Raw genomic sequence first — 24,160 nt, forward strand, 5'->3', positions numbered from 1 at the left:
AGCCTACCGGCCCCGCTGCCGGTTGGGTGCGCTACCGCTTGAGGGCGCCGCGCGGCCACGGCAGGGTGGCCAGGACAATCGCACCCAGCGTCAGGATGGTGCCGAGGACGGTGGGCAGCGCGACGATGGTGCCGGGCGTGGGCAAAACCAGGTCCAGGCCCAGTGAACCCAACAGCTGGCCGGCGATCATGCCCAGCCCGGTGACCAGAACGCCAAGGCTCCGGACCAGCAGCGCACCCAGTCCGATGAACGCACAGCCCATGGGACCGCCGAGGTAGTACCACCATTCCTGCGGCAGGGCATTGCCCGCGCCGGCCACCGCCAGCTTGATCAGCCAGGCAAGCCACAGGACGATCGCACCGGAGATAAAGTTGACCAGCGTTGCCGCGATGGGCGTGCCGTAGTGCACAGTGGCCATCCCGTTCATGGCCTGCTGGAAACTCATCAGGAAGCCCGCAATGACGGGAAGGAGCACCGGCAGCAACAGCTGGCCCGGTTCGGCACCGCTCCCGCCTGCACCGCCCGCCCCGCCGAACCTCGGGGACACGGCCCAGGCGACGGCGGCGATGGTCAGCACGGTGCCCAGGACACGGATGCCGGTGACTGACTTCTTCCCGGCCGGGCCGATTCCAAGCCGGTCCACGAGCAGCCCGCTCAGCGTTTGGCCCGTGACAGTGGCCACCGTAAAAAGAGCGACACCGAGGAGCCCCACCGTGAAGGACTGGGCGAAGACGAAGACCGCCCCGATTACACCGGCCGCCGCGTAGTAAGGAGGAAAGCGCCGCTCCCGGAGGGCCGGCAGGATCTGGCCAAGCCCGCGCCTGCCCCTCGGCAGGACCAGGGAGACCAGGACCATCAGGATCAGTCCAGTGGTGAAACTCACCACCGCCGCGGCGATGCCGTCGTTCAGCCGGGCGCCGAGCGCTCCGTTGATCCTGCCCTGGACCGGAATGGCGAGGCCGGCGGTCACAGCCATCGGCAGTCCTGCAATGAGTGGAAGACGGGGTGCATGGGTCACTGGATTCACCTTACGTCAGGCATCATTGCTGTATGAGCAACCCGGAAATCGAAGAGATCCCCATCCGCGACGACATGATCCGCCTGGGCCAGCTCCTGAAGCTCGCCAACCTCGTGGAGGACGGCGTTGAGGCCACGGAGCTGATCAAGAACGGGCTGGTCAAGGTCAACGGGGAAATCGACGACCGCCGCGGGCGCCAGCTCCGCCACGGCGATACCGTCACCGTCAACGGCCGGACCGTGCGGATCTCAACCCCCGCGGCCTGAGTATTACTTCTGCACTGAGTATTACTTTTGCAGCACCTCGTGCGTGAGGAACTCGGACACATGGCCGATTTCCTGCTGGTTGATTCCGTGCCACATGCCGGTGTAGAGGACTTTCGTCAGCTTCACATGTTCGCGCACCCAGCCCATGGTGTATTCGATCTTGTCCTGGCTGATGACGGGGTCCTGCTGGTCACGGCCCCAGAACAGCGGAACGGTGCCGTCGAGTTCGTCGTCGTGGAAACTCGGGTCCTCTCCCGCGTCCACCACAAACCCGGAAAGCCCGACGACGGCGGCAAAGTCTGAGGGCCGCTGCCTCAGCAGGGTGGTGGCCATGGCCATGCCCATGGAGAACCCGAGCAGGGTAACGGACGGGTGGTCACCTTTGACGTCGTCGAGCCAGTCCAGCACAAAGGCGGCGGCGGTCTTGACCGCATCCAGCGAATAGTCAGCGGAATTGGTCAAAGGGAACCAGGTGAAGCCGGGACCCATCGCGATGGGTGCACGGACGGACGCCACTGCAAATTCGCCAGGCAACAGATCGGCAAGGCTGAGCAGGTCCTGTTCATTGGCGCCGTAGCCGTGCAACAGGACCAGCAGCGGCTTTCCCGCGCGGTCTTCGTCAGGAGTGGACCAGAGGACAACAGGGGCAGCGGTAACGTCGGTGTCAGTCATGGATCCATTCTTACAGTTACCCGCTGGTAACAACCTACGGTGGCGTAGCTTGTTACCAACGAGGCAGGATGGGAAAGTGAGCGAAACTGATGCCATTCCGAACCCGCAGGACACCGTCGACGCGCACCCGTGGGGCCGCTACGTAGCCATGGGTGATTCCTTTACGGAAGGAATCGGGGACCCCGAGCCCGGAAGCCCCGGCGGGCATCGCGGCTGGCCGGACCGGGTGGCCGAGGAACTGAGCCGTGGCCACGCTGACTTCGCGTATGCGAACCTGGCGGTTAGGGGCAGGCTGCTGCAGCAGATCGTGGATCAGCAGCTGGCGCCGTGCCTTGCCCTCAAGCCGGACCTGGTCACACTTTCGGCAGGCGGCAACGACCTCATCCGGCCCGGTGGTGATCCCGACGCCCTCGCGGAAAAGCTTGATTCGGTGGTCCATATCCTCAGCCTCGGCGGCGCCACCGTGGTGCTGTTCAACGGACCGGATACTGGTTCCTCGGTGCTCGGAAGGATCCGCAGCAAGATCGCCATCTACAACGAGAACCTGCGGACAGTGGCGGCGCGCCACGACGCCATCATCGCCGACATGTGGTCGCTTCGCCAGCTCAGCGATCCGCAGATGTGGGACCAGGACCGCCTGCATTTCTCGCCGTTGGGCCACCACACCATCGCAGCGATGGTCCTGGATTCGCTCAATATCCGGCACACCTTGGAGCCGCTCTCCCCTAAGCCCCTGCCCCAGCGCAGCTGGCGCGAAGCGCGGTCCGGCGACCTGGTGTGGGCGCGCGAGTATTTCGTTCCATGGGTTGTCCGCAGGCTTCGTCACCAGTCATCGGGGGACGGCGTCACGGCCAAGCGGCCCACGGCCGGTCCGGTGTTCGGTCCCGGCATGCCGCTGGGCTCGGGCGAGGCCGCGGGGATAGCGCGCGGACGGGGGTAAGGGCGATGGACGCCGACGACGTCGTGCGGCTGCGGCTGCGCCGGCAACAGCTCCGCCCTCCCAACGCGGATTCTGCCGAATCCGCGTTGCAGAACCTGCTGGCCGTCCAGTCGCAGGAATTCGCGTATGCCCGCTGGTCGCTGGGGCAGCGGACCACTAATCCTTCCGCGGCGGACGTCGAACAGGCAGTGGCTGACGGCCGGATCCTCCGGACGCACATCCTGCGGCCTACGTGGCATTGTGTGCACCGCGACGACCTTCGCTGGCTGACGATGCTGTCCGCACCACGGCTGCAGCAGGCGAACGCCCGCACCTACCGGCAGACAGGCATCGACGCGGCAGCGGCTTCCCGGAGCGCCCGGGTGCTGGCCGGCGCAGTTGCGGGCGGCGCCCACAAAACCCGTGACCAGCTCGCTGCCGAACTGCAGCGCCACGGTTTCACCGCCAAGGGCCTGGAACTTGCGTACCTGATCATGCATGCCGAAATCAGCGGCGTCCTGGTTAGCGGAACGCCCGTCCGCAGCGCGGGTGGAGCGCTGAGGCAGACGTACGCACTCTTCGATGAACGTGTTCCGCAGTTCCCCGACGCTCCGGTGGACCGTCCTGCGGCACTGACTGAACTCGTCCGCCGCTATTTCACCAGCCGCGGACCGGCAACGGTCAAGGACTGTGCCGACTGGTCCGGGCTCACGGTCACGGACGTCCGGCTCGGCCTCCGCCTGATGCTCGAAGCGGAACCCGGAGCGCTGCGGGCCGCGGTGCTGGACGGTGTGGAGTTTTACCTCAGTCCGGACGCTTCCGGTCCTGAGGGGGAGACTTCTGATACCGGGACTTCTGATGCAGGGACTTCTGAAGCAGAACTGCAAGGACGGACCCGGATCGACCTCATCCAGTGCTACGACGAATATGTCATGGGCTATTCCCGGACGCGGCACTTCTTGGGCGGCATCGCGCCGGCTGTTCCGCAGCGCGACACTCCCCCGCACGTGGTGCTCCAGGGCGGCCGAATGGTCGGGTCCTGGCGCCATGTCCTGGCTCGCGGACGCTGCGAACTGGACATCCGCACCGGCCTGGACTCCGCCGCCGATCCCGCTATCGACGACGCTGTGGCTGCGTATGGCAGGTTCCTGGGAATGCCCACCACGCGGAAATAGGGCAGGGGCCGGCGCACTGAAGAGTCGGGCCTGCGGCTTGGAAGGAACGAGCTGGCTGCCGGGGGTTAAACTGAAGGGACACTTCTGAGAGGCCCTCCACCGTGAGCAACGTGTTCTTCTGGATCATTGTCCTGTCGTTCCTGATTCCCTTCGCCATGCGCATGTACCGGAAGTCGGTCCGGGGCAGGAACCAGAACCAGGATTTCAACGGGCAGTATCCGGGCCAGTTTCCCGGGCAGCAGCCGGGCCGCCCCAACAACCAGCCGCGGGACGGCTACACCCAGCAGGATTACTTCAGCGGCGGTTTCCGGCAGCTGGGCGGCGGGCAGCAGCCTCCGCTGGACCAGCCCTACCAGAACCCGGGCTATCAGAACTCCGGCTATCAGAATCCCGGTTATCAGAGTCCGGAATTCCCGGCCACAGGATATCCGGCCACAGGATATCCAGCTCCTGGCGGTCCCGCACAGGTGCCGTATGAGGACAGCCCTGAGTATCCGGCCAACAGGTCGCAGCATGAACCGCAGCAACCGGCTGCCCCGGCGACTCCCCCGCCGCCGTCGACGCCCCAGGGGTTCCGCGCCCGCAAACTGGCTGAGCTTGACCAGCAGTTCAGCAACGGCGAAATCGCCATGGAGGAATACATGGCCAAGCGTGACGAAATCATGAAGGGCTAGCAACTCCCCTCAGGCATCTCTGTCACATAATGGCCTTGATTTGGCCCGTGCCCCCGCTGCTTCGGCCGCGGGGGCACGGGCTGTTCCGTCAGCCTGAGGGTCAGTCGACCTGCGGGAAGCCGAGGTCGATCACTGACGTGGAGGGATCGGGCCAGCGGGTGGTCACTACCTTGCCGCGGGTATAGAAGCGGATGCTGTCCGGACCGTACATGTGGGTGTCGCCGAACAGCGAATTCTTCCAGCCGCCGAAGGAGAACGTCCCCACCGGAACGGGGATGGGGACATTGACCCCCACCATGCCGGCCTCGACGTCGAACTCGAACTGGCGCGCCGCGCCGCCGTCGCGCGTGAAGATGGCGACGCCGTTGCCGAACTCGTTCTCGTTCACCAGCTGGACGGCATCGCGGTAGCTGTCCGCGCGGACCACCGACAGCACGGGGCCGAAGATTTCGTCGTCGTACACCTTCATGCCCGGCTTCACGTGGTCCAGCAGGCTGACGCCGATGAAGAAGCCGTCCGAGTCGAAGTCCTGCTGGCGCCCGTCCACCACAACCGTCGCGCCTTCGTCTGCCGCCCCGGCCACGTAGGAGGCCACCCTGTCCCGGTGTTCCTTGGTGATGAGGGGCCCCATCTGTGAAGCGGGATCCGTGCCCGGGCCGATCTTGAGGTCTGCCATCCGGGTTGAGATGGCCTTCACCAGGTCGTCCGCGATGTTGCCCACCGCCACCAGGACGGACACGGCCATGCACCGCTCGCCCGCTGAGCCATAGGCGGCCGAAACGGCGGCGTCCGCGGCCATGTCCAGATCCGCGTCCGGCAGGACAACCATGTGGTTCTTGGCACCGCCCAGCGCCTGGACGCGTTTGCCGTGGTCGGCCGCCCGCTTGTAGATGGACTGAGCGATCGGGGTGGAGCCCACGAAACTGACGGCCTTCACGCCCGGATGCTCCAGGAGGACGTCCACCGCTTCCTTGTCGCCGTGGACCACGTTCAGGACACCCGGCGGCAGGCCGGCCTCGGCAAAGACCTCCGCGATGAAGACGGCCGAGGACGGGTCCTTTTCGCTGGGCTTGAGGAGCACCGTGTTGCCGCAGGCCAGCGCGCTGCCGATCATCCACAGCGGCACCATGGCGGGGAAGTTGAACGGGGTGATGCAGGCGACCACGCCCACCGGCTGGCGCACCGAGTGCACGTCCACCCCGCTGGAGACCTGCTCTGAACGTTCTCCCTTGAGCATGTGGGACAGCCCGGTGGCGAACTCGATGTTTTCCAGCCCGCGGGAGATCTCGCCCTCGGCGTCGGAGAGCACCTTGCCGTGCTCGCTGGTCAGGATGGCGGCCAGCTCGGACTTGCGCTGCGTCAGCAGTTCCCGGACGCGGAAGAAGATGTTGGTGCGTTTGGCGAGGCTGGTGGCCCGCCAGCCGGGCAGGGCGGCCTGGGCGGCGGCGATGGCTTCTTCCACGCGGGCCGCCGAGGCGAGGGCAACTTCCTTCTCCTGCGCGCCGGTGGCGGGGTTGAAGACGGGGCCGAAACGGTCGGCGTCGCTGACCCGGGCGCCGTTGATGAAATGGGGAATGCGTTCCATGGAAAGTCCTTTTTCTGGGGAGCCTGGGGCGGCTAGTTGGAGGTTTCGAGTGAGCCGTCGACGAGTTTGATGATCATTGAGCAGTCCTTGCCGGACTGGCCGGAGTCGATGAGCCGCTGGAAGAGGGCCTGCACGTGCTCGCCGATTTCGAGCGGCGTGCCCGTGTCCCGCGCCGCACTGATGGCCAGGCCGATGTCCTTGTTGGCGAGCTCGGTGGTGAAGGTCGGGGCGAAATCGTTGTTGGAGGCAGCGGTGGGAACGACGCCGGCCACCGGGTACCACGTCCGCAGCGCCCAGCTGTCTCCCGAGGACACGGAGGCGATGTCCCAGAACACCTGCTTGTCCAGGCCCAGGCGGTCCGCCAGCACGGCGCCTTCTGCGGTGGAGGCCAGGTTGATGAAGAGCATCAGGTTGTTGCAGATTTTCGCTGCCTGTCCGGTGGTGGCGCCGCCGGTGGGAATGATGTTGGAGGCCATGGGCCGGATGAATTCGGTGGCGTCAGCCACAGCGCCCGCCTCGCCACCGATCATGAACGTCAGGGTTCCGGCCTTGGCGCCGCTCATGCCGCCCGAGACCGGAGCGTCCACGAAACGGAAGCCGGCGGCAGCGGCGGCGTCGTGCAGTGCCTGGGCGGAGGCAATGTCTATCGTGGAAGAATCCACCAGGAGCGTGCGCGTGTCCGCGTGTGCCAGGACGCCGTCCTCGCCCAGATAGACGGCCCGGGCGTGCTCGCCCTTGGGGAGCATCGTGAAGACGACGTCGGCCCGGTCCACCGCTTCGGCGATGCTGGCCACGGGCTTGACCCCGCCCGCTTCGGCGGCTGCCACCGCCTCTGGATTGAGGTCGAATCCGCGTACCTCGTGACCCGCCCGTGCCAGGTTTGCTGACATGGACCCGCCCATGTTCCCCAGACCGATCCAACTGACTACTGCCATGGCGTAAGCTCCTTTGCTTCGTTGACCAGCGGAAGACGCTGGAAGTTCCGTGTCCACCATCACACCCTGTTAGAGTGCAATCAAGGGGAAAAATCACAGAGGGCATGTGCAATGATGCACACAACCTGAGAGGCTGCATCATGAAGGTGACACTTTGGACCTGAACCGGCTTCCGAGCCCGGATGACCTGCTCATCCTGCTGACCGTGGCCAGGCTGGGCAGGTTCAACGCCGTGGCCGAGACCCTGGGCACTACGCACACCACCATTTCCCGCCGGGTCCTGGCGCTGGACAAGCAGCTGGGCGGCCGCACTCTGGAGCGCAGTCCGCACGGCTGGGAACTGACTGAACTCGGCAGCCAGGCCGTGGCCGCCGCCGAGGCGATCGAGGCAACATTAGGCTCGCTGACCGGAGCCATCCGCAACGGCGGGGATTCTCTCTCCGGCCTGGTCCGGATCAGCACGTCGGACGGATTCGGGGCGGAGTTCGTGGCTCCGGCGCTGGTCCGCCTGCAGCAGGACAATCCCCTGCTGAACGTGGAGATGCTCAGCGCCACCCGGAAGGTCAGCCAGAACCGCTCCGGTGTGGACCTGGAAGTGGTGGTGGGCAGGACGGAAGTCGCCAACGCGCAGACCATCTTCCTCACCAACTACTTCCTGCGGCTCTACGCGGGTCCGCAGTACGTCACGGTCCGCGGACTGCCGGCCACTCTGGACGAGATCCGGGAGCACGGCTTTGTTTCCTACGTCGAGTCCGCCCTGCAGGTGGCGGAGCTGGGGCACCGCTCCTCGCAGCTGCCCGCCCCGAAATCCAGCTTCCAGGCCACCAGCGTGTTCGCCCAGGTGGAGGCTGTCCGCCGCGGCGGAGGCATCGGGCTGCTGCCCAACTTCATGGTGGCCGATGACCCGGACTTCGTTCCTGTGCTGCCTGAGCTGTTCCAGCGCCAGCTCCCCATCTGGGCCGTGGCCCGCCCGGAGTCGCTGCGCTCTGCGCAGGTCCAGGCAGTGATTGATGCGCTCAAGGCGGAGGTGGCGGGCCGCCGGGAAATCCTGGCAGCCTGACGTACTCCTATCGAACGCGGCGCTTACCCCTGGAACAGCCGACGTACCACCGTGCCGGCGGCCAGGGCATCAAGGCCCTCATTGATTTCAGCCAGCGGCCGGGTATCCGAATGCAGCAGTTCCACCGGGAGGCGCCCGGCCCGCCAGTGCTCAAGGTAGCGCGGAATGTCCCGTTCCGGCACAGCGTCCCCCATGTAGGAACCGAGGAGCCGTTTCCCCGCGCCCGCGAACTGCAGGGCCCGCACCGTCAGTTCCGCCGAGGGTTTTGGCAGCCCGACGGAGACGACGGCGCCGCCGCGCGTAACCAGGTCCAGGCAGGAGGCGATCACCCCGGCGGATCCCACAGCTTCGACGGCGGCGTCCACGCCGTCGCCGGTGGCGTCAGCCACCAGCCGGGCAGCGTCGTCGGGAGTTCCCACAGCGGTAGCGCCGCAGTCCCTGGCGAGCTGGTGTTTGCCTTCGTTGGGGTCGATGGCAATCACAGCAGAAGCACCGGCCAAGGATGCCGCCATCACGGCGGAAAGCCCGACCGCGCCCAGCCCGAAGACGGCGACTGACTGGCCGGCTGTGACCGCCGCCGTGTTCAGGACAGCGCCCATTCCGGTGAGCACCGCGCAGCCGAACATGGCAGCAACAGTGTCCGGGACGTCGTCGTCAATCACCACCACCGATTCCCGTGCCACCACTGCGTAGTCCGCAAAGGCCGACACCCCCAGATGGTGGTTGATCCGCTCCCCCGACGGCGTCCGCAGCAGTGCGTCCCCGTGCAGCAGGTCGCCGGAGCCGTTGACCTCGGCCGCGCGGTGGCACAGGGCCGGGCGGCCCGAACGGCACGCCCGGCAGTCACCGCAGCTGGGCACGAAGACCAGCACCACATGGTCTCCGGCGGAGACGTCGCGGATACCTTCGCCGACAGCCACCACCCGCCCCACTGCCTCGTGCCCCAGCGCCATGGGCAGCGGCCGCACCCGGGAGCCGTCCACCACCGAAAGGTCCGAATGGCACAGGCTGGAGTACGTGATCGCGATCCCGAGTTCGCCGGCGCGCGGTTCGGGCCGGTCCAGTTCCTGGACCACCAGCGGGCGGGCGTCGGCGTAGCTGGTTCCGGGCGGAACAGTGGAGTAGAGGACGGCGGCTTGCATGGGTGACCTTTACTTCTTGCCTGCGGCGAGGAGATCCGCCGTTCCCTGCGCGTCCGCGGCGTCGACGTCGTGCAGTGAAATTCCGCGGGTCTCCTTGAGGAAGTACACCGAGACCGCCGTGACGATGCAGGCACCGAGCAGGTACAGCGCCACCGGAGTCGAGGACTTGAAGTTGCTCAGCAGGGCGGTGGCGATGATCGGAGCCAGGGAACCTGCCACGATCGACGTGACCTGGTAGCCCAGCGATACCCCCGAATACCGCATGCGGGTGGGGAACATCTCCGCCATGATGGACGGCTGGCCGGCGTACATCAGCGCGTGGAAGAGCAGGCCGATGGTGATGGCAGCGAGGATGACCAGGTCGTTGGCGGTGTCCATCATGGGGAAGGCGAAGAAGCCCCAGGTGCCGCCGAGGATCGCGCCGGCCATGTACACCGGGCGACGGCCGAAGGCGTCCGACATCTTTCCCACCAACGGCACTGCGCAGAAGTGGATGAAGTGAGCCACCAGCAGCAGAAGCAGGATCCTGGACGTATCCGTCTGGACGACGACCTTCAGGTAGGTGATCGAGAACGTGACCACGAGGTAGTAGAGGATATTCTCAGCAAAACGCAGGCCCATGGCGGTGAAGACGCCGCGCGGGTAGCGGCGGAAGACCTCGGCCACGCCGTAGCCCTTCCTTTCCACCGTGACTTCCTTGCGTGCCTCCAGGAAGATCGGCGCATCCTGGACCTTGGTCCGGATGTAGTAGCCGATGATCACGATCACCGCGGACAGCCAGAAGGCCACCCGCCAGCCCCAGCCGAGGAATGCTTCCTGGGAAAGTGTGGAGGACAGCGTGAACAGCACGCCGGTGGCCAGGAGGTTGCCCATGGGCACGGCGGACTGTGGCCAGCTGGACCAGAATCCGCGGGACTTGCTGGGGCTGTGCTCAGCCACGAGCAGGACGGCGCCGCCCCACTCACCGCCGACGGCGAAGCCCTGTGCGAAGCGCAGGAACACCAGCAGGGCCGGAGCCCAGTAGCCGATCTGCGCAAAGGTGGGCAGGCAGCCCATCAGGAAGGTGGAGACACCCACCAGGATGATGCTCAGTTGCAGCAGCTGCTTCCGTCCGAACTTGTCACCGAAGTGGCCGAAGACCACCCCGCCGATCGGGCGGGCAATGAAGCCCACCGCGTACGTGACGAAGGCGGCAATGATCCCGTCCAGCTCCGTGCCGGAGTTGGGGAAGAACATTTTGCCGAAGACCAGGGTGGCCGCGGAGGCGTAGAGGAAGAACTCATACCATTCAACAACGGTGCCGGCCATCGAGGCCGTTACTACTTTCCTGAGGCCTGAGGCCTTGACGTCAGTCTCATCTGCGCGCCTTGCGGCGGAGTTGTGCGTGCTCATGTGAACTCCTTCGGCGTCTCCGTCGACACCATGTGGACCATTCCGTAGCGGCCGCGTGTGATGTGCACCACCAACGCGCCGGTCCCCTAGAGTATGGACTCACCTTGCCGCAGGCTCAACGCCATTTTCTGCAGAAGCGCTCTGCATAAATGCACATTGAGCCCGGCGGGGCTAGGCGAAGAAGTTCTGCCGCAGCTGCGTGTTGAGCTGCCCGATCTCGGTCAGGAACCCGTCGTGGCCTATGGGCGCTTCGATGACATGGACCGGCACGTTGCCCGGAAGCGCCGCCGCAAGTTCACGGGACTGTGCAGGAAAATACAGCCGGTCAGTATCGACGGCGGCAATGAAGAACTCGGCCTTGGCCTGCGCCAGCGCTTCCCGCAGCGGGCCGCGCCCCCGGCATACATCATGGCTCATAAGCGCTTCGGTGATGGCGATGTAACTGTTGGCATCGAAACGGCGGACCAGCTTGGTGCCCTGGTGGTCCAGGTAGCTCTCCACCTGGTACCGGCCGCGGTCGCCCAGCGAGACTGCCTCGAGCGGGGCTTCGCCGCCCTGCGCGCTGCGGCCGAACCGGTCGTGCAGCTCATCCGCGGAACGGTACGTGATGTGCGCAATCCTGCGGGCAAGGGCCAGGCCGGCCTCCGGCTCGGGGCCGCCGTAGTAGTCGCCGCCGTTGAAGTTGACGTCCTGGCGGATGGCAAGGGTCTGTGCCTGGGCAAAGGCGATCTGCTCGGCAGTGCTGCTGGCGCCGCAGGCGAACACGCCGCAGCGCCGGACGCGGTCCGGGTAGCTCACGGCCCACTCCAGCGCGCGGGCTCCGCCCATCGATCCGCCCAGCACCGCGTACCAGCTGCCGATGCCGAATGCGTCTGCCAGCCGGGCCTCGGCCGCCGTGGTGTCGCGCAGGGTCACCAGGGGGAAGCGGGAACCCCACGGCTGCCCGTCCGGGGCGGGGGTGGAGGGGCCGGTGGAACCGTAGCAGCCGCCCAGGATGTTGATGGAAACCACGAAGTACTTGTCCGTATCAACCGGGGCGCCGGGGCCGGCAAGCTGCTCCCACCAGCCCTCTTCGTCGCTGGCTCCCCTCGTCACGTGGGTGCTGCCGGTCAGGGCATGCTGCACCAGCACGGCGTTGGAACGGTCCGCGTTCAGTGTGCCCCACGTTTCAAAGGCCAGCGTGACGTCCGGCAGGTGTCCGCCGGCTTCAAGATCAAGCGCGCCGATGCTCACGAACTTGACGGTGCCGTCGGGACCGGCGCCGCCGGGAAGCCTGCTTTCGGGGGTGGTGCCCGTGGTTTCCACTCCACTGGTCGCCAAGTTGTGGCTATTTGTTCCGGGTACACCGCTGCGGGTGACGGCAATCGTCATCTGAGGACCTCTTCTTCGCGCTTGCCTGCCGCCAACTGGCCGGCAGGCCAGGTCTTCACCCGGGGCACCCCGCCGCGGAAGGAGGGTTGCCGGCCAGCAAGCCGGGGCTGTCGCTGGCACTCATGACCTGTAGAGAGTCTACGAAATGCGTCGGCGCAAAGGCGAAGATTGTGACACCTATATGACTCCCGGCGTCGAGGGCGCCAGGAGTCATGGTGCGAGGGGCCGCCCCGGGAACCCCCGCGGCGGCCCGTCCACTGTCGGCCCGGTGTCGGCTCTCAGACGCCTTTGGCAGCGCGGATCCAGCGCGTCCTGGCGCGGGTTCGACACCACTTCGGCGAAGAAGAGCTTGGTGTCGGGCCGGACGGCGTCCTTCCACTGCTGCAGGTTGTCCGGATCCTCCACAAAGGTGACGGAGATGCCGAACTTCTTCAGGCTGTGGCCAGCAGGTTGTACGTGCCGCCGTAGAGGCTGGGGCTGGACCCAGTGTAGAAACGGCACACTGCGAGCGAACAGGTTTATGACGAAGGACGTCGACCCGGCGATTCCACAGGGCTTCAGGGCCGTGCCGTCGGTTATCCCATCATGGTTAGGCCACCCTTAGCTGAGAGGTCCATCACAAAGTGCCAAGATGATGCCATGCGCATGGATCACGTTTCTTACGCCTGTGAACAAGATGGCTTGGCTGCCACCACCGACCGTATTGCGTCCGCCCTCGGCGTTGAAGCCGTTAAGGGCGGAGTGCACCCCCGTTTCGGGACCCGCAACATGATTATCCCGCTTGCCGGGCACAAGTACCTGGAGGTCGTGGAGGTCCTGGACCACCCGGCATCCGACAAGGCGCCGTTCGGACAGGCCGTCAGGGCCCGCTCCGCAGCAGGCGGCGGCTGGATGGGCTGGTGCGTCGAAGTGGACGACCTGGCACCGTTCGAAGCACGCCTTGGCCGCTCGTCGGTCAACGGCAACCGCAAATTCCCTGACGGCCGCGAGCTCGTCTGGAAGCAGATCGGCATCCTGGGCCTCATTGCAGACCCGCAGGTGCCTTACATGCTCAAGTGGGAAGGCGATCCCGGCCTTCACCCGTCCAACGCCTATGCAAGCAACGTCAAGATGTCCAGCCTCACCATCGCCGGTTCGGCGGAGCGGGTCACCGAGTGGCTGGGCGAGCCGGTGGAGCGGCCCCTGGAGGATGTTGCAGTGAACTGGATCGCCCCGCACGGGACGCCCGGAATCCTCTCCGTGACGTTCGAAACCGCCTCCGGCGCAGTCGTCATCTGATCCCTTCCACCCTGTGGTCCGTCCATGGATCACGGCAGTAAGCTGCCACCGCAGCGTGCTGCCTTCACTACTTCGGCCGCTATCAGCGGGTGCCAATGTCGTCACCCACCGATAGCGGCCGAATCCTTTTAAGCTCACCCGGTAAAGCTCGGCCGATTAAGCTCAGCCCAGCCCCATGGCCCTGCCAAAGAGACTGAAGCCGACAAAGGCCACTATGTCCAGCAGGGCGTGGGCGATCACCAGCGGCGTAACGCGGCGGGTTTTGGTGTAGACCCAGGCAAAGACTGCGCCCATGACGGCGTTGCCGATGAACGGGCCGAAGCCCTGGTAGAGGTGGTAGCTGCCTCGGAGCACGGAGCTGGTGAAGATGGCCAGCGGCATGCTCCATCCGAACTTGCCGAGCCGGTCCAGCAGGTACCCCACCACGATGACTTCCTCCACGATCCCGTGCCGCACCGCGGAAAGAACCAGCACGGGGATGGTCCACCAGTAGGCGTCCAGCGCACTCGGAATGATGGCCGTGGTGATGCCCAGCGCCCGGCCGGCGGCGTACAGCCCCAGGGAGGGGATGCCGATCAGCGCCGCGAGCCCCAGGCCCTGCAGGAAGTCCTTGCCGGGCCGTGCGAAGTTGAAGCCCAGTTTTCGGAAGGCCGAGGATCCGGGCTCCCCCGCCGGCCGGTGCTCGGTGAGGAAGTAGATGACCAGCAGCACGGGCATCAGGGCGAAGATGATGTCCAGCAGCTGGTAGGTCAGGTCGAAGTATTCGCGGCTGCTTTGGGACCGGTTGAGGGTGGAGGTGCCCTCGGCCAGGGGTGCACGCGTCAGCTTGTCCAGCAGTTGCACCACCGAATACACCGCGGACTGCCCCAGTGACAGACCCAGGACTATCCAGACTTCGATCCGCAGACGACGGCGGGAGGGAACCAGCATGTTCCTATCTTGCCTGCACTTTCTGGTTCTTTCCTGTCCGCCGCCAAGCGGGGGCGGCTCGGCGGGGCGGCCGCGGCCGGGGCTTATGCTTGGAATTTATGAGTGCGCCCGGAAAAATCATTATGATCCGGCACGGCCAGTCCGCGGCCAATGCCGATACCTCCATCTACAACAGGGTGCCCGATTACCGCATCCCGCTGACGGAGCTCGGTGTGGAGCAGGCGAAGGCCGCGGGCAAGGAGATCCGCCGGGACCTCGACGGGCAGCAGGTGTGCGTCTATGTCTCGCCCTATCTGCGGGCCTACCAGACGCTCGAAGCGCTGAACCTGGGATCGCTGGTGGAGCGGGTCATCGAAGAACCGCGCCTCCGCGAACAGGACTGGGCGAACTTCCAGATCGCCGGCGACATCGAGGACCAGAAGGAGCTTCGGAACGCGTACGGCCATTTCTTCTACCGGTTCCGTGAAGGTGAATCCGGCTCGGACGTGTACGACCGGATCTCCTCGTTCATGGAGACGCTCCACCGGCACTGGTCCAGACCGAACTACGCCCCCAACGCCCTCTTCGTCACGCACGGGCTCACCATGCGCTTGTTCTGCATGCGCTGGTTCCACTGGTCGGTGGAGTATTTCGAGTCCCTGAACAACCCGGACAATGCAGAGGTCCGGACGCTGGTGCGCACCGACGTCGGCAAGTACGAGCTGGACAAGCCCTTCAGCCAGTGGGTGGACCGCCGCGTGGACGAGACGGTGCTGGACGCACCGCCGATGGTCTTCTAGCGGGCGCGGACGCCCGCCCGCCAGACGGCGTGGGTCAGCGGAATCCCCGGCCTGTATGCGAGGTGGGTGGCCGAGGGGGCGTTGAGCAGGTGCAGGTCCGCCCGGTGGCCGACGGCGATCGAACCCACCGCCCGTTCGCCGTCGACGTCGTTCCCCACCTCCCGCCGCAGCGCGAGCGCGCCGCCGTACGTCGCGGCCCGGACCGCCTCATGGACGCTCAGCCGCATCTGCAGCACGGCCGTGGTGACGCAGAACGCCATCGAGCTTGTGTAGGAAGTCCCCGGGTTGCAGTTGGAAGCAAGTGCGATGGGTACGCCGGCGTCGAGCAGTTCACGGCCGGGAGCCAGGGGCTGGCGGGTGGACAGGTCGCAGGCCGGCAGGCACGTGGCCACGGTTCCCCGATGATTGGATCCGGCGCCCGCAGCCTCCGCGGCCGGACCCTGCCACCCCGCCCAGCTGCCGGCCAGGGCCTCCACGTCGACGGCCGACAGGTAGTTCACGTGGTCCACGCTGGCCGCGCCGAACTCCACAGCCAGCTGCACCCCGGGGCCTTCGCCTAGCTGGTTGCCGTGGACCCGAAGTCCCAGTCCGGCGTCCTTGCAGGCCTGCAGGACACGGCGCGACTGTTCCTCGTTGAACGCCCCCTGCTCGCAGAACACGTCCGCCCAGCCGACATACGGCCGGACGGCCGCCAGCATCGGTCCGCACACCAGATCCGTGTACTCCTCGGCGTCGACGCCGGAGGGCACCAGGTGGGCGCCCAGGTACGTCACTTCGTCGGCCACGGTGGAGGCAATGCGGGCGCTCCGCGTTTCGTTCTCCAGGTCCAAGCCGTAGCCGGTCTTGGTTTCCAGGTACGTGGTGCCCTGCGAGACGGCCTCGGCCACGCGGCCCAGGGCCAGCCGGGTGAGGTCGAAGTCGCCGGTGTCCCGGGTGGCACCGGTGGTGACGGCGATGCCCCCGGCACTGTAGCTCTCGCCCGCCATCCGGGCCTCGAACTCCGCGGTGCGGTCGCCGGCGAAAATCAGGTGGGTATGGGAATCCACCCAGCCGGGCAGCAGCGCCCGTCCGCCCGCGTCAACGGCGTCATCGGCTGCCGGGGCCGCCGAGGACGGCCCGATCCAGGAGATGCGCTCCCCCTCGATCACCACTGCGGCGTCTTTGAGGACACGGTGTTCCGCGTCCTGGGTCATGAGTTCGGCGATATTGGTGATGAGGGTGCTCATGAGTCAATTCTTCAGTGCCTGATGGACCAGCGCGTGGCAGACAGTGCGGCCGCTGTCCGGGATGCCGGATCCAGGCCGGCCTCGTCGCTCCAGGCACGCTGCCCCACGGACGGGCCGGCCAGGATCAGCTCTGCGGCAAGTTCCGCGATGCCGGAGGACGTCTGGAAACCGTATCCGCCCTGCCCGGCGAGCCAGAAGAATCCGGTGGCTTCGGCGTCGAACCCCACCACGGGAACGCCGTCGGCGGCTTCCGTACGAAGGCCGGTCCAGGCCGTCTTGACGCTCCTAATCCCCATGGTGGTGACGGCGTTAAGCCGCGCCACCAGCGCCTCGACGTCACCCGGATAGGGCTTGGCGTCTTCCGGGCCGCTCGGCACGGATTCCGACGGCGAAATCAGCACGTCGTTTCCTTCCTTGCGGAAGTAGAAGGATTCGTCCGCCGCCGCCACCATCGGGCAGGATTCCGGTAGCGGATGCCCGACGTCGACAATCGCCGCAGTGCGGCGGTACGGCTGCAGCCCGAGCTTCTCCACGCCGCTGATCACGGCGAGCTCGTCGGCCCAGGCCCCGGCCGCGTTGACCATCACGCCGGCCTGAAAGGCTTCCTGGCCGGCGCCGAGCTCCCAGCCGGATCCGAGCCGCTGGGCGGAATGGACCTTGGCCCCGGTGATGATGTCCACGCCGCCCGCCTCCGCACGCTGCCGGTGGTCCTCCAGCAGCACGGGCGCGTTGCAGGCGAAGGAGCCCGTGTCCAGGCCGGCGGCGGTGAAGAACCCGGGATCCAGCACGGGGCACAGCTCCAGTGCCTCTGCAGGGGAGATCCGGTGCATGTGGGCACTGGCTTCTTCGCGGACTGCGTCCTCGTCGCCGATCAGCATGAAGCTCCGCGGCGAGAGGACAGGCTCCGGCAGTTCCGCGTCCCTGGACGCCATGAGCCCGAGGGTGCGGAGGGTCAGTTCCTGCACCACGACGGGGCCGTAGCTCGGGATCAGCTGCCGCGCCGAACGGGCCGAGGTGTGGTAGGCCAGGGACTGTTCGGCCTCGACGAGGGCCACACTGCATTTACCGGCAAGGGCGGAGGCGAGGGACAGTCCGGCAATGCCGCCGCCCACAATCACCACATCGTAGTTTGCTGACATGACTACATCCTTGCATCCGGCAGGACGCCCCGTCAGTAACCGATGCCCCGTCAGTCGCTAGGCCGCCACCGCATCGCGGCTCTCGACGAACGCCCGAACGCACGCTTCGACGTCGTCGGCGCTGTGCGCGGCGGAAAGCTGGACCCTGATCCGGGCTGCTCCCTTGGGCACCACCGGGTAGCTGAACGCGGTGACGAAGACCCCGTGGCTGAGCATCCGGTCCGCCACCTTGGCCGCCATCACGGCGTCGCCGAACATCACCGGCACGATCGCATGTTCGCCGTCGAGCAGGTCGAAGCCTTCTTCGGCCATGCGGCTGCGGAACAGCCCGGCGTTGGCGAACAGTTGGCTGCGCAGCTCGGCCGAGTTTTCCACGAGGTCCAGGGCCTTGAGCGTTGCCGCGACAATGGCCGGTGCCAGCGAGTTGGAGAACAGGTAGGGGCGGGCCTTCTGGCGAAGCATGGCCACTACTTCGGCACGGCCGGAGACGTACCCGCCGGAGGCCCCGCCCAGGGCCTTGCCGAAGGTGCCGGTGTAGATGTCCACCCTGTGGCCCACTCCGGCGTGCTCGGGGGTTCCGGCACCGGTGGCTCCCATGAAGCCCACGGCGTGGGAGTCATCCACCATCACCAGGGCGTCGTATTTGTCGGCCAGGTCGCAGATGGCTTCGAGCGGCGCCAGATAGCCGTCCATCGAGAAGACGCCGTCCGTGACGATGATCTTGCGGCGGGCCGGCTGCGCCTGCGTGGTGGCTTCGATCAGTTTCGCTTCAAGGTCTGCCATGTCTCGGTTGGCGTAGCGGAACCGCTGGGCCTTGCAGAGGCGGATGCCGTCGATGATGGAGGCGTGGTTCAAGGCGTCGGAGATGATGGCGTCGTCCGGGCCGAACAGGGATTCAAAGACGCCGCCGTTGGCGTCGAAGCAGCTGGAGAACAGGATGGTGTCCTCCGTGCCGAGGAACCTGGAGACCCGTTCCTCCAGCGCCAGGTGCAGGTCCTGGGTGCCGCAGATGAAGCGGACGCTGGCCATGCCGAAGCCGCGCTCGTCCATGGCGTTCTTGGCGGCGGCAATGATGTCCGGGTGGTCGGCCAGGCCCAGGTAGTTGTTGGCACAGAAGTTCAGCACCGTGGCGCCTGACTCGCCGATCTGGCCGGCGGTGATGTGGCTGGCCTGCGGGGAGTCGATGTGGCGCTCGGTCTTGAACAGGCCGGCACTGCGGATCTCGTCCAGCTCGTTCTGCAGCTGGTCCTTGATGGCTGAATACATGGGTTGCGCTCCTCAGCGGGGTGAATTTTTGTACGATAACGAAGAATGGCGGGGCTTAGAAGACGGCCCAGTCGAGGACAACCTTGCCGCCCACTCCGGCGCGGGCAACCTCGAAGCCCTTTTCCCAGTCCGTGGCGGGCAGGACATCCGTCACCACGGCCGAGATGTTGGCGTGCAGCACGGGGTTGGAGGACAGCATGGCGCTCATGGCGTACCAGGTCTCGAACATTTCACGGCCGTAGATGCCCTTCATGGTGAGCATGTGGGTGACCACCTTGCCCCAGTCGATGTCGATGGACTGGCTCGGCAGGCCCAGCATCGCGATCCGGCCGCCGTGGTTCATGTTGTCGATCATCTCCGGCAGCGCGGTCGGGTGGCCGGACATTTCCATGCCGATGTCGAACCCTTCGCGCATCCCCAGTTCACGCTGCGCGTCCCTGACCCGCATCTTGGAAACGTCGATGGCGAGGTCCACGCCCAGCCGGCGGGCCAGCTCGAGCCGCGGGGCGGAGACATCCGTGATGGCGATCTTCCGGGCACCGGCATGGCGGGCCACGGCAATGGCCATGAGTCCAATGGGGCCGGCTCCGGTGATCAGCACATCCTCCCCCACCAGGGGGAAGCTCAGCGCGGTGTGGACGGCGTTGCCGAACGGATCGAAGATGGCACCGAGTTCGGGAGTCACGGAAGGATCCTGGTGAACCCAGACGTTGGTCTCGGGGATGACGACGTACTCGGCGAACGCCCCGTCGCGCTGGACACCGACGCTGACCGTGTGGATGCACATCTGCCGGCGGCCGGCGCGGCAGTTGCGGCAGATGCCGCAGACGACGTGCCCTTCGCCGGAGACCCGGTCCCCCGCCTTGACGTCGCGGACGTCCTCGCCGATCTCCACCACTTCGCCATAGAATTCGTGGCCGGCGATCAGCGGTGCCGCAATGATGCCCTGCGCCCAGGCGTCCCAGGACTGGATGTGCAGGTCGGTGCCGCAGATGCCAGTGGTCATCACGCGGATCTTCACGTCGCCGGGGCCGGTCTCCGGCTCGGGCCGCTCCACCAGTTCAAATCCGGCGTGTGCGCCGGCCTTGTACAGAGCCTTCATTGGCTTCCTCACTCCAAGTATTCGGGGACCCGGCGAGGGTGTTGCCGGGCCGTCTCCCTTCATTAGAACCACAAAGAAGCGTAAGCACAACCGAGGTTATCTCAATCGACGATTTAGGTTTATCTAAGCAATAGAATCAGGGCATGGAAGTCCATCAGCTCGAAATGCTCCGCGAACTGGGCGCCCTGGGCAGCGTCAAAGCGGTTGCCGAAACACTCGTCGTTACGCCCTCGGCGGTCTCACAGCAACTGGCCGCGCTGCAGCGGAGCGTGGAGGTGCCGCTCACGCGGAAGGAGGGCCGGAACCTGGTGCTGACCGAAGCGGGACAGGCGCTGGCGGACGCGGGGGCCGCCGTCGTCAGCGCGATGGCGGATGCCCGGATGGCCATCGGCGTGTACCACGGCTCCACGGTGGCTCCGGTGACGGTCAGCGGCTTCCACAGCGCCGGCCAGGCGCTGTTCGCGCCGCTCGCGCGGCTGCTGGATTCGCCGGACAAGCCGCGGGTCCTGCTGTCGGACGAGGACGTGGCGCAGCAGGACTTTCCCGCGCTGACGGCACGCTACGACCTGGTGCTGGCCCACCGCATGGACCACAGCCCGCGCTGGCCGGAGGAGCGCGTGGCCGTCATTCCGCTCGCCCATGAGCCGCTGGACGTGGCCCTGTCCGCAGGGCACCGCCTGGCGGGCAAGGAAACACTGACGGCGCACGACGTCGTCGGCGAACCGTGGGTGACCAGCCATGCCGGCTACTCCCCCGCGGATGTGCTGTCCGCCGTTGCGGCCGTGTCCAGCAGGGAACTGAATATTGTCCACCGCATCAACGACTACTCCACGGTGGCGGGGCTGGTGGCAACCGGCAGCGTGATCGGGCTGCTGCCGCGGCATACGGCCCGGCCGGTGCTCAACCCGGACATTGTGCTGCGGCCGCTGCAGGGCATCAGCACACGCCGCCGCATCGACATCCTGGCCCGTCCGGAAAACCTCAAGCGAACCTCGGTACGGATGGTCTGCGAGGCTTTGGAGGACATCATGGCCGGACTCGTTTCCCGTTAAACGCAACCGGGCCGCAGTTGATGCCGTCATGAACGACACCTGCTGCGACCCGGTTGGGTTAAAACACGGACTCAGGCCTGGACGCCGAGTTTCTCCAGGATCAGCTCACGGACGCGGTTGGCGTCGGCCTGGCCGCGGGTGGCCTTCATGACTCCGCCGACGATCGCGCCGATGGCCTGGACCTTGCCGCCGCGGATCTTGTCCGCGACGCCGGGCTGGGCGGCGAGGGCGGCGTCGATGGCTTCCAGGAGGGGGCCGTCGTCGGAGACCACGGCCAGGCCGCGCTTCTCCACGATCTCGGCCGGGGTGCCTTCGCCGGTGAGGACGCCATCGAGCACTTCGGCGGCCATCTTGTTGTTGATCTTGCCGGCTTCGACCATCTTGTTCAGTTCCACGATGGTTTCGGCCTTGACGCCCAGCTGGCCGGGGTCGACGTCGGCGTTCTTGGCGCGGCCGACGATCTCGCCCATCCACCATTTGCGGGCCACCGTGGCCGTGGCGCCGGCGGCGATGGTTTCCTCGATCTCGTCCATGACGCCGGCGTTGACCACGTCGCGGAATTCGAGGTCCGAGTAGCCCCAGTCGGCCTGCAGGCGCTTGCGGCGCTCGGCCGGCGGCTCGGGCAGGGTGGCGCGCAGTTCCTCGACCCATTCGCGGGACGCGACGATCGGCACGAGGTCCGGCTCCGGGAAGTAGCGGTAGTCGTCGGCGTCGGACTTGGCGCGGCCCGACGTCGTCGAGCGGGTGTCCTCGTGCCAGTGGCGCGTTTCCTGGATGACCGGCTCACCGGAGTCCAGGACGGCGGCGTGGCGCTGGATCTCGTAGCGGACGGCGTGTTCGACGGCGCGCAGCGAGTTCACGTTCTTCGTTTCCGAGCGGATGCCGAAGCGTTCGCGGCCGTGCGGGCGCAGCGAAACGTTGGCGTCGCAGCGCACGTTGCCGCGTTCCATCTTCGCGTCCGAGACGCCGAGGTTCTTCACGATCTCACGCACCGCGGCCACATAGGCCTTGGCCAGTTCCGGGGCTCGGCTGCCGGCGCCCTGGATCGGCTTGGTGACGATTTCGACGAGCGGAACGCCGGAGCGGTTGTAGTCCACCAGCGAGTAGTCGGCGCCTTGGATGCGTCCGGCGGCGCCGCCCATGTGGGTCAGCTTTCCGGCGTCCTCTTCCATGTGGGCGCGCTCGATTTCAACGCGGAACACGGTGCCGTCCGACAGTTCGATGTCCAGGTGGCCGTCGTACGCGATGGGTTCGTCGTACTGGGAGGTCTGGAAGTTCTTCGGGGTGTCCGGGTAGAAGTAGTTCTTCCGGGCGAAGCGGCAGGTCTCGGCGATCTTGCAGTTCAGCGCGAGGCCGATCTTGATCGAGGACTCGATCGCGGTCCTGTTCACCACGGGCAGGACGCCCGGCATGCCAAGGTCCACCTCGTTGACGTTCGTGTTCGGCTCGTCGCCGAAGACGTTCGGGGCGGAGGAGAACATCTTGGTCTTGGTGTTGAGCTCCACGTGGACCTCGAACCCCAGAACGGGATCGTACTTCTCCATGGCCTCTTCGAAGCTCAGGGTTGCGTCAATCATTAGTGTGAACCTCCGTGGTTCGACGGGGCACCGGCCGCAGCAACTGCCGGCAAAGAATCGGTCAGCGAAGGAGCACGGTCCAGCAGCGGGCCGCCCCACTGCGCCTCGAGCAGCTGCTCAAGCACGGCGCCCACGCGGTACAGGCGCGCATCCTGGCGGGCCGGGGCCAGGAGCTGGATGCCGACCGGGAGTCCGTCCTCGTCGGCCAGGCCGCCCGGCAGGGACAGGCCCGGAACGCCGGCCATGTTGGCGGGGATGGTGGCGACGTCGTTCAGGTACATGGCCAGGGGGTCGTTCAGCTTCTCGCCCAGCTTGAAGGCGGTAGTGGGGGCCGTGGGGGAAATCAGCACGTCGGCCCGGGCGAACGCTGCTTCGAAGTCACGCTGGATCAGGGTGCGGACCTTCTGCGCCGAACCGTAGTAGGCGTCATAGTATCCGGCGCTGAGCGCGTAAGTGCCCAGGATGATGCGGCGCTTCACTTCGTCGCCGAAGCCGGCGGCGCGGGTGGCGCCCATGACGCGTTCGATCGTGAGCGGGCCCTGTTCGGGCAGCACGCGCAGCCCGTAGCGGACGCCGTCGAACTTGGCCAGGTTGGAGGAAGCCTCCGACGGCATGATCAGGTAGTAGGCGCCCAGGGCGTATTTGAAGTTGGGGCAGGACACCTCAACGATTTCCGCGCCGGCCTGCTTGAGCAGCTCCAGGGATTCGTTGAAGCGGTTCTCGACGCCGGCCTGGTAGCCCTCGCCGTGGAGCTCTTTTATGATGCCGATCTTCATGCCGTCAACGTTGCCCAGCCGCGCGGCCGCGACGAGGTCCTCCAAGGCGTCCGGCAGGGACGTGGAGTCGTGGGGGTCGTGGCCGCCGATGACCTGGTGCAGGAGGGCCGAGTCCAGCACGGTGCGGGAGACCGGGCCGATCTGGTCCAGCGAGGAGGCCATGGCGATGGCGCCGTAGCGGGAAACGCTGCCGTAGGTGGGCTTGACGCCCACGGTGCCGGTGACGGCGCCCGGCTGGCGGATGGATCCGCCGGTGTCCGTGCCCAGGGCAAGGGGTGCTTCGAAGGCGGCGACGGCGGCAGCCGAACCGCCGCCGGAGCCGCCGGGGATCCGCTCAAGGTCCCACGGGTTGCGGGTGGGGCCGTAGGCCGAGTGCTCGGTGGAGGAACCCATGGCGAATTCGTCCAGGTTGGTCTTGCCCAGGATCGGCATCTTGGCGTCGCGCAGGCGCTTGACGACCGTGGCGTCGTACGGGCTGTGCCAGCCTTCGAGGATCTTGGAGCCGGCCGTCGTCGGCTGGCCGACGGTGACGATGAGGTCCTTGACGGCGATGGGGACGCCGGCGAGTTCGTGGAGTTCCGCTGCGGCGGTGCCGCCGGCGGCGCGGATGGCGTCCACCTCGGCGGCGACGGCGAGCGCCTCTTCGGTGTTGACGTGCAGGAAGGCGTTCACTCCGCGGGGGCCGCCGTCCACCGCGGTAATGCGGTCCAGGTAAGCCTGCGTGATCTCGACGGAGGTGACCTCGCCGGCCGCGAGCTTCCGGGCGAGCTCGGCTGCGGAGAGTCGGATGAGGGCGGCAGAGTCGGTGCTGTTCAGTTCAGTCATT

Annotated in this window: 22 protein-coding genes, 1 pseudogene and 1 riboswitch; of the genes and pseudogenes, 8 read left to right on the forward strand and 15 right to left on the reverse strand. The window is 66.6% G+C overall.

Going from position 1 to position 24,160, the window contains the following annotated elements; translation table 11 throughout:
* Positions 1 to 31 precede the first annotated feature (31 nt).
* On the reverse strand, positions 32 to 1,018 hold the full coding sequence (locus J7I92_RS08970) for a DMT family transporter (protein ID WP_214839605.1): 987 nt from the start codon (positions 1,016 to 1,018) through the stop codon (positions 32 to 34).
* A 32-nt stretch (positions 1,019 to 1,050) separates the two neighbouring features.
* Here J7I92_RS08970 and J7I92_RS08975 point away from each other — a divergent pair, with 32 nt between their 5' ends.
* The gene (locus J7I92_RS08975; protein WP_214839607.1) at positions 1,051 to 1,284 is read left to right on the forward strand and encodes an RNA-binding S4 domain-containing protein; all 234 of its coding nucleotides are present in this window, start codon (positions 1,051 to 1,053) and stop codon (positions 1,282 to 1,284) included.
* A gap of 21 nt (positions 1,285 to 1,305) precedes the next feature.
* Here the strand turns inward: J7I92_RS08975 and J7I92_RS08980 are convergent, their stop codons facing one another.
* Positions 1,306 to 1,956, reverse strand: coding sequence for an alpha/beta hydrolase (locus tag J7I92_RS08980; protein WP_214839609.1), 651 nt, complete (start codon positions 1,954 to 1,956; stop codon positions 1,306 to 1,308).
* A gap of 148 nt (positions 1,957 to 2,104) precedes the next feature.
* Here J7I92_RS08980 and J7I92_RS08985 point away from each other — a divergent pair, with 148 nt between their 5' ends.
* The 3 genes from J7I92_RS08985 to J7I92_RS08995 all read left to right on the forward strand — a co-directional run bounded on the left by J7I92_RS08985 (position 2,105) and on the right by J7I92_RS08995 (position 4,724).
* Positions 2,105 to 2,896, forward strand: coding sequence for an SGNH/GDSL hydrolase family protein (locus J7I92_RS08985; RefSeq protein ID WP_251039725.1), 792 nt, complete (start codon positions 2,105 to 2,107; stop codon positions 2,894 to 2,896).
* A gap of 5 nt (positions 2,897 to 2,901) precedes the next feature.
* On the forward strand, positions 2,902 to 4,050 hold the full coding sequence (locus J7I92_RS08990; protein WP_214839613.1) for a winged helix DNA-binding domain-containing protein: 1,149 nt from the start codon (positions 2,902 to 2,904) through the stop codon (positions 4,048 to 4,050).
* A 101-nt stretch (positions 4,051 to 4,151) separates the two neighbouring features.
* The gene (locus J7I92_RS08995) at positions 4,152 to 4,724 is read left to right on the forward strand and encodes a hypothetical protein (protein WP_214839615.1); all 573 of its coding nucleotides are present in this window, start codon (positions 4,152 to 4,154) and stop codon (positions 4,722 to 4,724) included.
* 100 nt (positions 4,725 to 4,824) lie between these two features.
* Here the strand turns inward: J7I92_RS08995 and J7I92_RS09000 are convergent, their stop codons facing one another.
* Positions 4,825 to 6,309 (reverse strand): CoA-acylating methylmalonate-semialdehyde dehydrogenase, encoded by a 1,485-nt coding sequence (locus J7I92_RS09000; RefSeq protein ID WP_214839617.1) that lies wholly within the window; start codon positions 6,307 to 6,309, stop codon positions 4,825 to 4,827.
* A gap of 32 nt (positions 6,310 to 6,341) precedes the next feature.
* Positions 6,342 to 7,244 (reverse strand): 3-hydroxyisobutyrate dehydrogenase, encoded by a 903-nt coding sequence (mmsB, locus tag J7I92_RS09005; RefSeq protein WP_214839619.1) that lies wholly within the window; start codon positions 7,242 to 7,244, stop codon positions 6,342 to 6,344.
* A gap of 160 nt (positions 7,245 to 7,404) precedes the next feature.
* On the opposite strand from mmsB, the gene J7I92_RS09010 reads away from it, so the two are divergent.
* Positions 7,405 to 8,304, forward strand: coding sequence for a LysR family transcriptional regulator (locus J7I92_RS09010; protein WP_214840151.1), 900 nt, complete (start codon positions 7,405 to 7,407; stop codon positions 8,302 to 8,304).
* Between the two features lie 23 nt (positions 8,305 to 8,327).
* Here J7I92_RS09010 and J7I92_RS09015 read toward each other — a convergent pair whose 3' ends face one another.
* The 4 genes and pseudogenes from J7I92_RS09015 to J7I92_RS09030 all read right to left on the reverse strand — a co-directional run.
* On the reverse strand, positions 8,328 to 9,446 hold the full coding sequence (locus J7I92_RS09015; RefSeq protein ID WP_214839621.1) for a zinc-dependent alcohol dehydrogenase family protein: 1,119 nt from the start codon (positions 9,444 to 9,446) through the stop codon (positions 8,328 to 8,330).
* 9 nt (positions 9,447 to 9,455) lie between these two features.
* A complete protein-coding gene (locus J7I92_RS09020; protein ID WP_214839623.1) occupies positions 9,456 to 10,838 on the reverse strand; it encodes an MFS transporter in 1,383 nt (460 codons plus the stop codon).
* A 171-nt stretch (positions 10,839 to 11,009) separates the two neighbouring features.
* A complete protein-coding gene (locus J7I92_RS09025; RefSeq protein ID WP_214839624.1) occupies positions 11,010 to 12,209 on the reverse strand; it encodes a homoserine O-acetyltransferase in 1,200 nt (399 codons plus the stop codon).
* 12 nt (positions 12,210 to 12,221) lie between these two features.
* Positions 12,222 to 12,337, reverse strand: a riboswitch (SAM riboswitch).
* Positions 12,338 to 12,509: 172 nt separating this feature from the next.
* Positions 12,510 to 12,691 (reverse strand): annotated as a pseudogene (locus tag J7I92_RS09030) (PLP-dependent transferase); the annotation flags it as partial.
* Between the two features lie 157 nt (positions 12,692 to 12,848).
* On the opposite strand from J7I92_RS09030, the gene J7I92_RS09035 reads away from it, so the two are divergent.
* The gene (locus J7I92_RS09035) at positions 12,849 to 13,487 is read left to right on the forward strand and encodes a VOC family protein (RefSeq protein WP_214839625.1); all 639 of its coding nucleotides are present in this window, start codon (positions 12,849 to 12,851) and stop codon (positions 13,485 to 13,487) included.
* A gap of 162 nt (positions 13,488 to 13,649) precedes the next feature.
* Here the strand turns inward: J7I92_RS09035 and J7I92_RS09040 are convergent, their stop codons facing one another.
* Positions 13,650 to 14,417: a CPBP family intramembrane glutamic endopeptidase gene (locus tag J7I92_RS09040; protein WP_214839626.1), complete on the reverse strand. Its 768-nt coding sequence runs from the start codon at positions 14,415 to 14,417 to the stop codon at positions 13,650 to 13,652.
* Between the two features lie 98 nt (positions 14,418 to 14,515).
* On the opposite strand from J7I92_RS09040, the gene J7I92_RS09045 reads away from it, so the two are divergent.
* The gene (locus J7I92_RS09045; RefSeq protein ID WP_251039668.1) at positions 14,516 to 15,196 is read left to right on the forward strand and encodes a histidine phosphatase family protein; all 681 of its coding nucleotides are present in this window, start codon (positions 14,516 to 14,518) and stop codon (positions 15,194 to 15,196) included.
* Here J7I92_RS09045 and J7I92_RS09050 read toward each other — a convergent pair.
* Genes J7I92_RS09050 through tdh form a run of 4 tightly spaced genes read right to left on the reverse strand, consistent with a single transcriptional unit; the run spans position 15,193 to position 19,929 of the window.
* Positions 15,193 to 16,422 (reverse strand): amidohydrolase family protein, encoded by a 1,230-nt coding sequence (locus J7I92_RS09050; protein ID WP_214839627.1) that lies wholly within the window; start codon positions 16,420 to 16,422, stop codon positions 15,193 to 15,195. The genes J7I92_RS09045 and J7I92_RS09050 overlap by 4 nt on opposite strands.
* 11 nt (positions 16,423 to 16,433) lie before the next feature.
* Positions 16,434 to 17,561, reverse strand: coding sequence for an FAD-binding oxidoreductase (locus J7I92_RS09055; protein WP_214839628.1), 1,128 nt, complete (start codon positions 17,559 to 17,561; stop codon positions 16,434 to 16,436).
* 57 nt (positions 17,562 to 17,618) lie between these two features.
* A complete protein-coding gene (locus J7I92_RS09060) occupies positions 17,619 to 18,827 on the reverse strand; it encodes a glycine C-acetyltransferase (protein WP_214839630.1) in 1,209 nt (402 codons plus the stop codon).
* 55 nt (positions 18,828 to 18,882) lie between these two features.
* Positions 18,883 to 19,929, reverse strand: a complete 1,047-nt coding sequence (gene tdh / locus J7I92_RS09065; protein ID WP_214839632.1) for an L-threonine 3-dehydrogenase — start codon at positions 19,927 to 19,929, stop codon at positions 18,883 to 18,885.
* 143 nt (positions 19,930 to 20,072) lie between these two features.
* On the opposite strand from tdh, the gene J7I92_RS09070 reads away from it, so the two are divergent.
* Entirely contained in the window at positions 20,073 to 20,981 is a 909-nt protein-coding gene (locus tag J7I92_RS09070) for a LysR family transcriptional regulator (RefSeq protein WP_214839634.1), read from the forward strand.
* 71 nt (positions 20,982 to 21,052) lie between these two features.
* On the opposite strand, the gene gatB is transcribed toward J7I92_RS09070, so the two are convergent.
* Positions 21,053 to 22,558 (reverse strand): Asp-tRNA(Asn)/Glu-tRNA(Gln) amidotransferase subunit GatB, encoded by a 1,506-nt coding sequence (gene gatB, locus J7I92_RS09075; protein ID WP_214839635.1) that lies wholly within the window; start codon positions 22,556 to 22,558, stop codon positions 21,053 to 21,055.
* Positions 22,558 to 24,159 (reverse strand): Asp-tRNA(Asn)/Glu-tRNA(Gln) amidotransferase subunit GatA, encoded by a 1,602-nt coding sequence (gene gatA / locus J7I92_RS09080; protein ID WP_214839637.1) that lies wholly within the window; start codon positions 24,157 to 24,159, stop codon positions 22,558 to 22,560. Before gatA ends, gatB begins: the two co-directional genes overlap by 1 nt.
* Between the last annotated feature and the right edge of the window lies 1 nt (position 24,160).

Origin of the sequence: Arthrobacter sp. ISL-72, assembly GCF_018613755.1 — a bacterium.
Taxonomy (GTDB): domain Bacteria; phylum Actinomycetota; class Actinomycetes; order Actinomycetales; family Micrococcaceae; genus Arthrobacter.

Bases quoted from the DNA above. Each gene is read 5' to 3' on its own strand.
- J7I92_RS08975 (WP_214839607.1), top strand. From the start codon at position 1,051: ATGAGCAACCCGGAAATCGAAGAGATCCCCATCCGCGACGACATGATC.
- J7I92_RS08980 (WP_214839609.1), bottom strand. From the start codon at position 1,956: ATGACTGACACCGACGTTACCGCTGCCCCTGTTGTCCTCTGGTCCACT.
- J7I92_RS08985 (WP_251039725.1), top strand. From the start codon at position 2,105: ATGGGTGATTCCTTTACGGAAGGAATCGGGGACCCCGAGCCCGGAAGC.
- J7I92_RS08990 (WP_214839613.1), top strand. From the start codon at position 2,902: ATGGACGCCGACGACGTCGTGCGGCTGCGGCTGCGCCGGCAACAGCTC.
- J7I92_RS09000 (WP_214839617.1), bottom strand. From the start codon at position 6,309: ATGGAACGCATTCCCCATTTCATCAACGGCGCCCGGGTCAGCGACGCC.
- mmsB (WP_214839619.1), bottom strand. From the start codon at position 7,244: ATGGCAGTAGTCAGTTGGATCGGTCTGGGGAACATGGGCGGGTCCATG.
- J7I92_RS09015 (WP_214839621.1), bottom strand. From the start codon at position 9,446: ATGCAAGCCGCCGTCCTCTACTCCACTGTTCCGCCCGGAACCAGCTAC.
- J7I92_RS09020 (WP_214839623.1), bottom strand. From the start codon at position 10,838: ATGAGCACGCACAACTCCGCCGCAAGGCGCGCAGATGAGACTGACGTC.
- J7I92_RS09025 (WP_214839624.1), bottom strand. From the start codon at position 12,209: ATGACGATTGCCGTCACCCGCAGCGGTGTACCCGGAACAAATAGCCAC.
- J7I92_RS09035 (WP_214839625.1), top strand. From the start codon at position 12,849: ATGCGCATGGATCACGTTTCTTACGCCTGTGAACAAGATGGCTTGGCT.
- J7I92_RS09040 (WP_214839626.1), bottom strand. From the start codon at position 14,417: ATGCTGGTTCCCTCCCGCCGTCGTCTGCGGATCGAAGTCTGGATAGTC.
- J7I92_RS09045 (WP_251039668.1), top strand. From the start codon at position 14,516: ATGAGTGCGCCCGGAAAAATCATTATGATCCGGCACGGCCAGTCCGCG.
- J7I92_RS09050 (WP_214839627.1), bottom strand. From the start codon at position 16,422: ATGAGCACCCTCATCACCAATATCGCCGAACTCATGACCCAGGACGCG.
- J7I92_RS09055 (WP_214839628.1), bottom strand. From the start codon at position 17,561: ATGTCAGCAAACTACGATGTGGTGATTGTGGGCGGCGGCATTGCCGGA.
- J7I92_RS09060 (WP_214839630.1), bottom strand. From the start codon at position 18,827: ATGTATTCAGCCATCAAGGACCAGCTGCAGAACGAGCTGGACGAGATC.
- tdh (WP_214839632.1), bottom strand. From the start codon at position 19,929: ATGAAGGCTCTGTACAAGGCCGGCGCACACGCCGGATTTGAACTGGTG.
- J7I92_RS09070 (WP_214839634.1), top strand. From the start codon at position 20,073: ATGGAAGTCCATCAGCTCGAAATGCTCCGCGAACTGGGCGCCCTGGGC.
- gatB (WP_214839635.1), bottom strand. From the start codon at position 22,558: ATGATTGACGCAACCCTGAGCTTCGAAGAGGCCATGGAGAAGTACGAT.
- gatA (WP_214839637.1), bottom strand. From the start codon at position 24,159: ATGACTGAACTGAACAGCACCGACTCTGCCGCCCTCATCCGACTCTCC.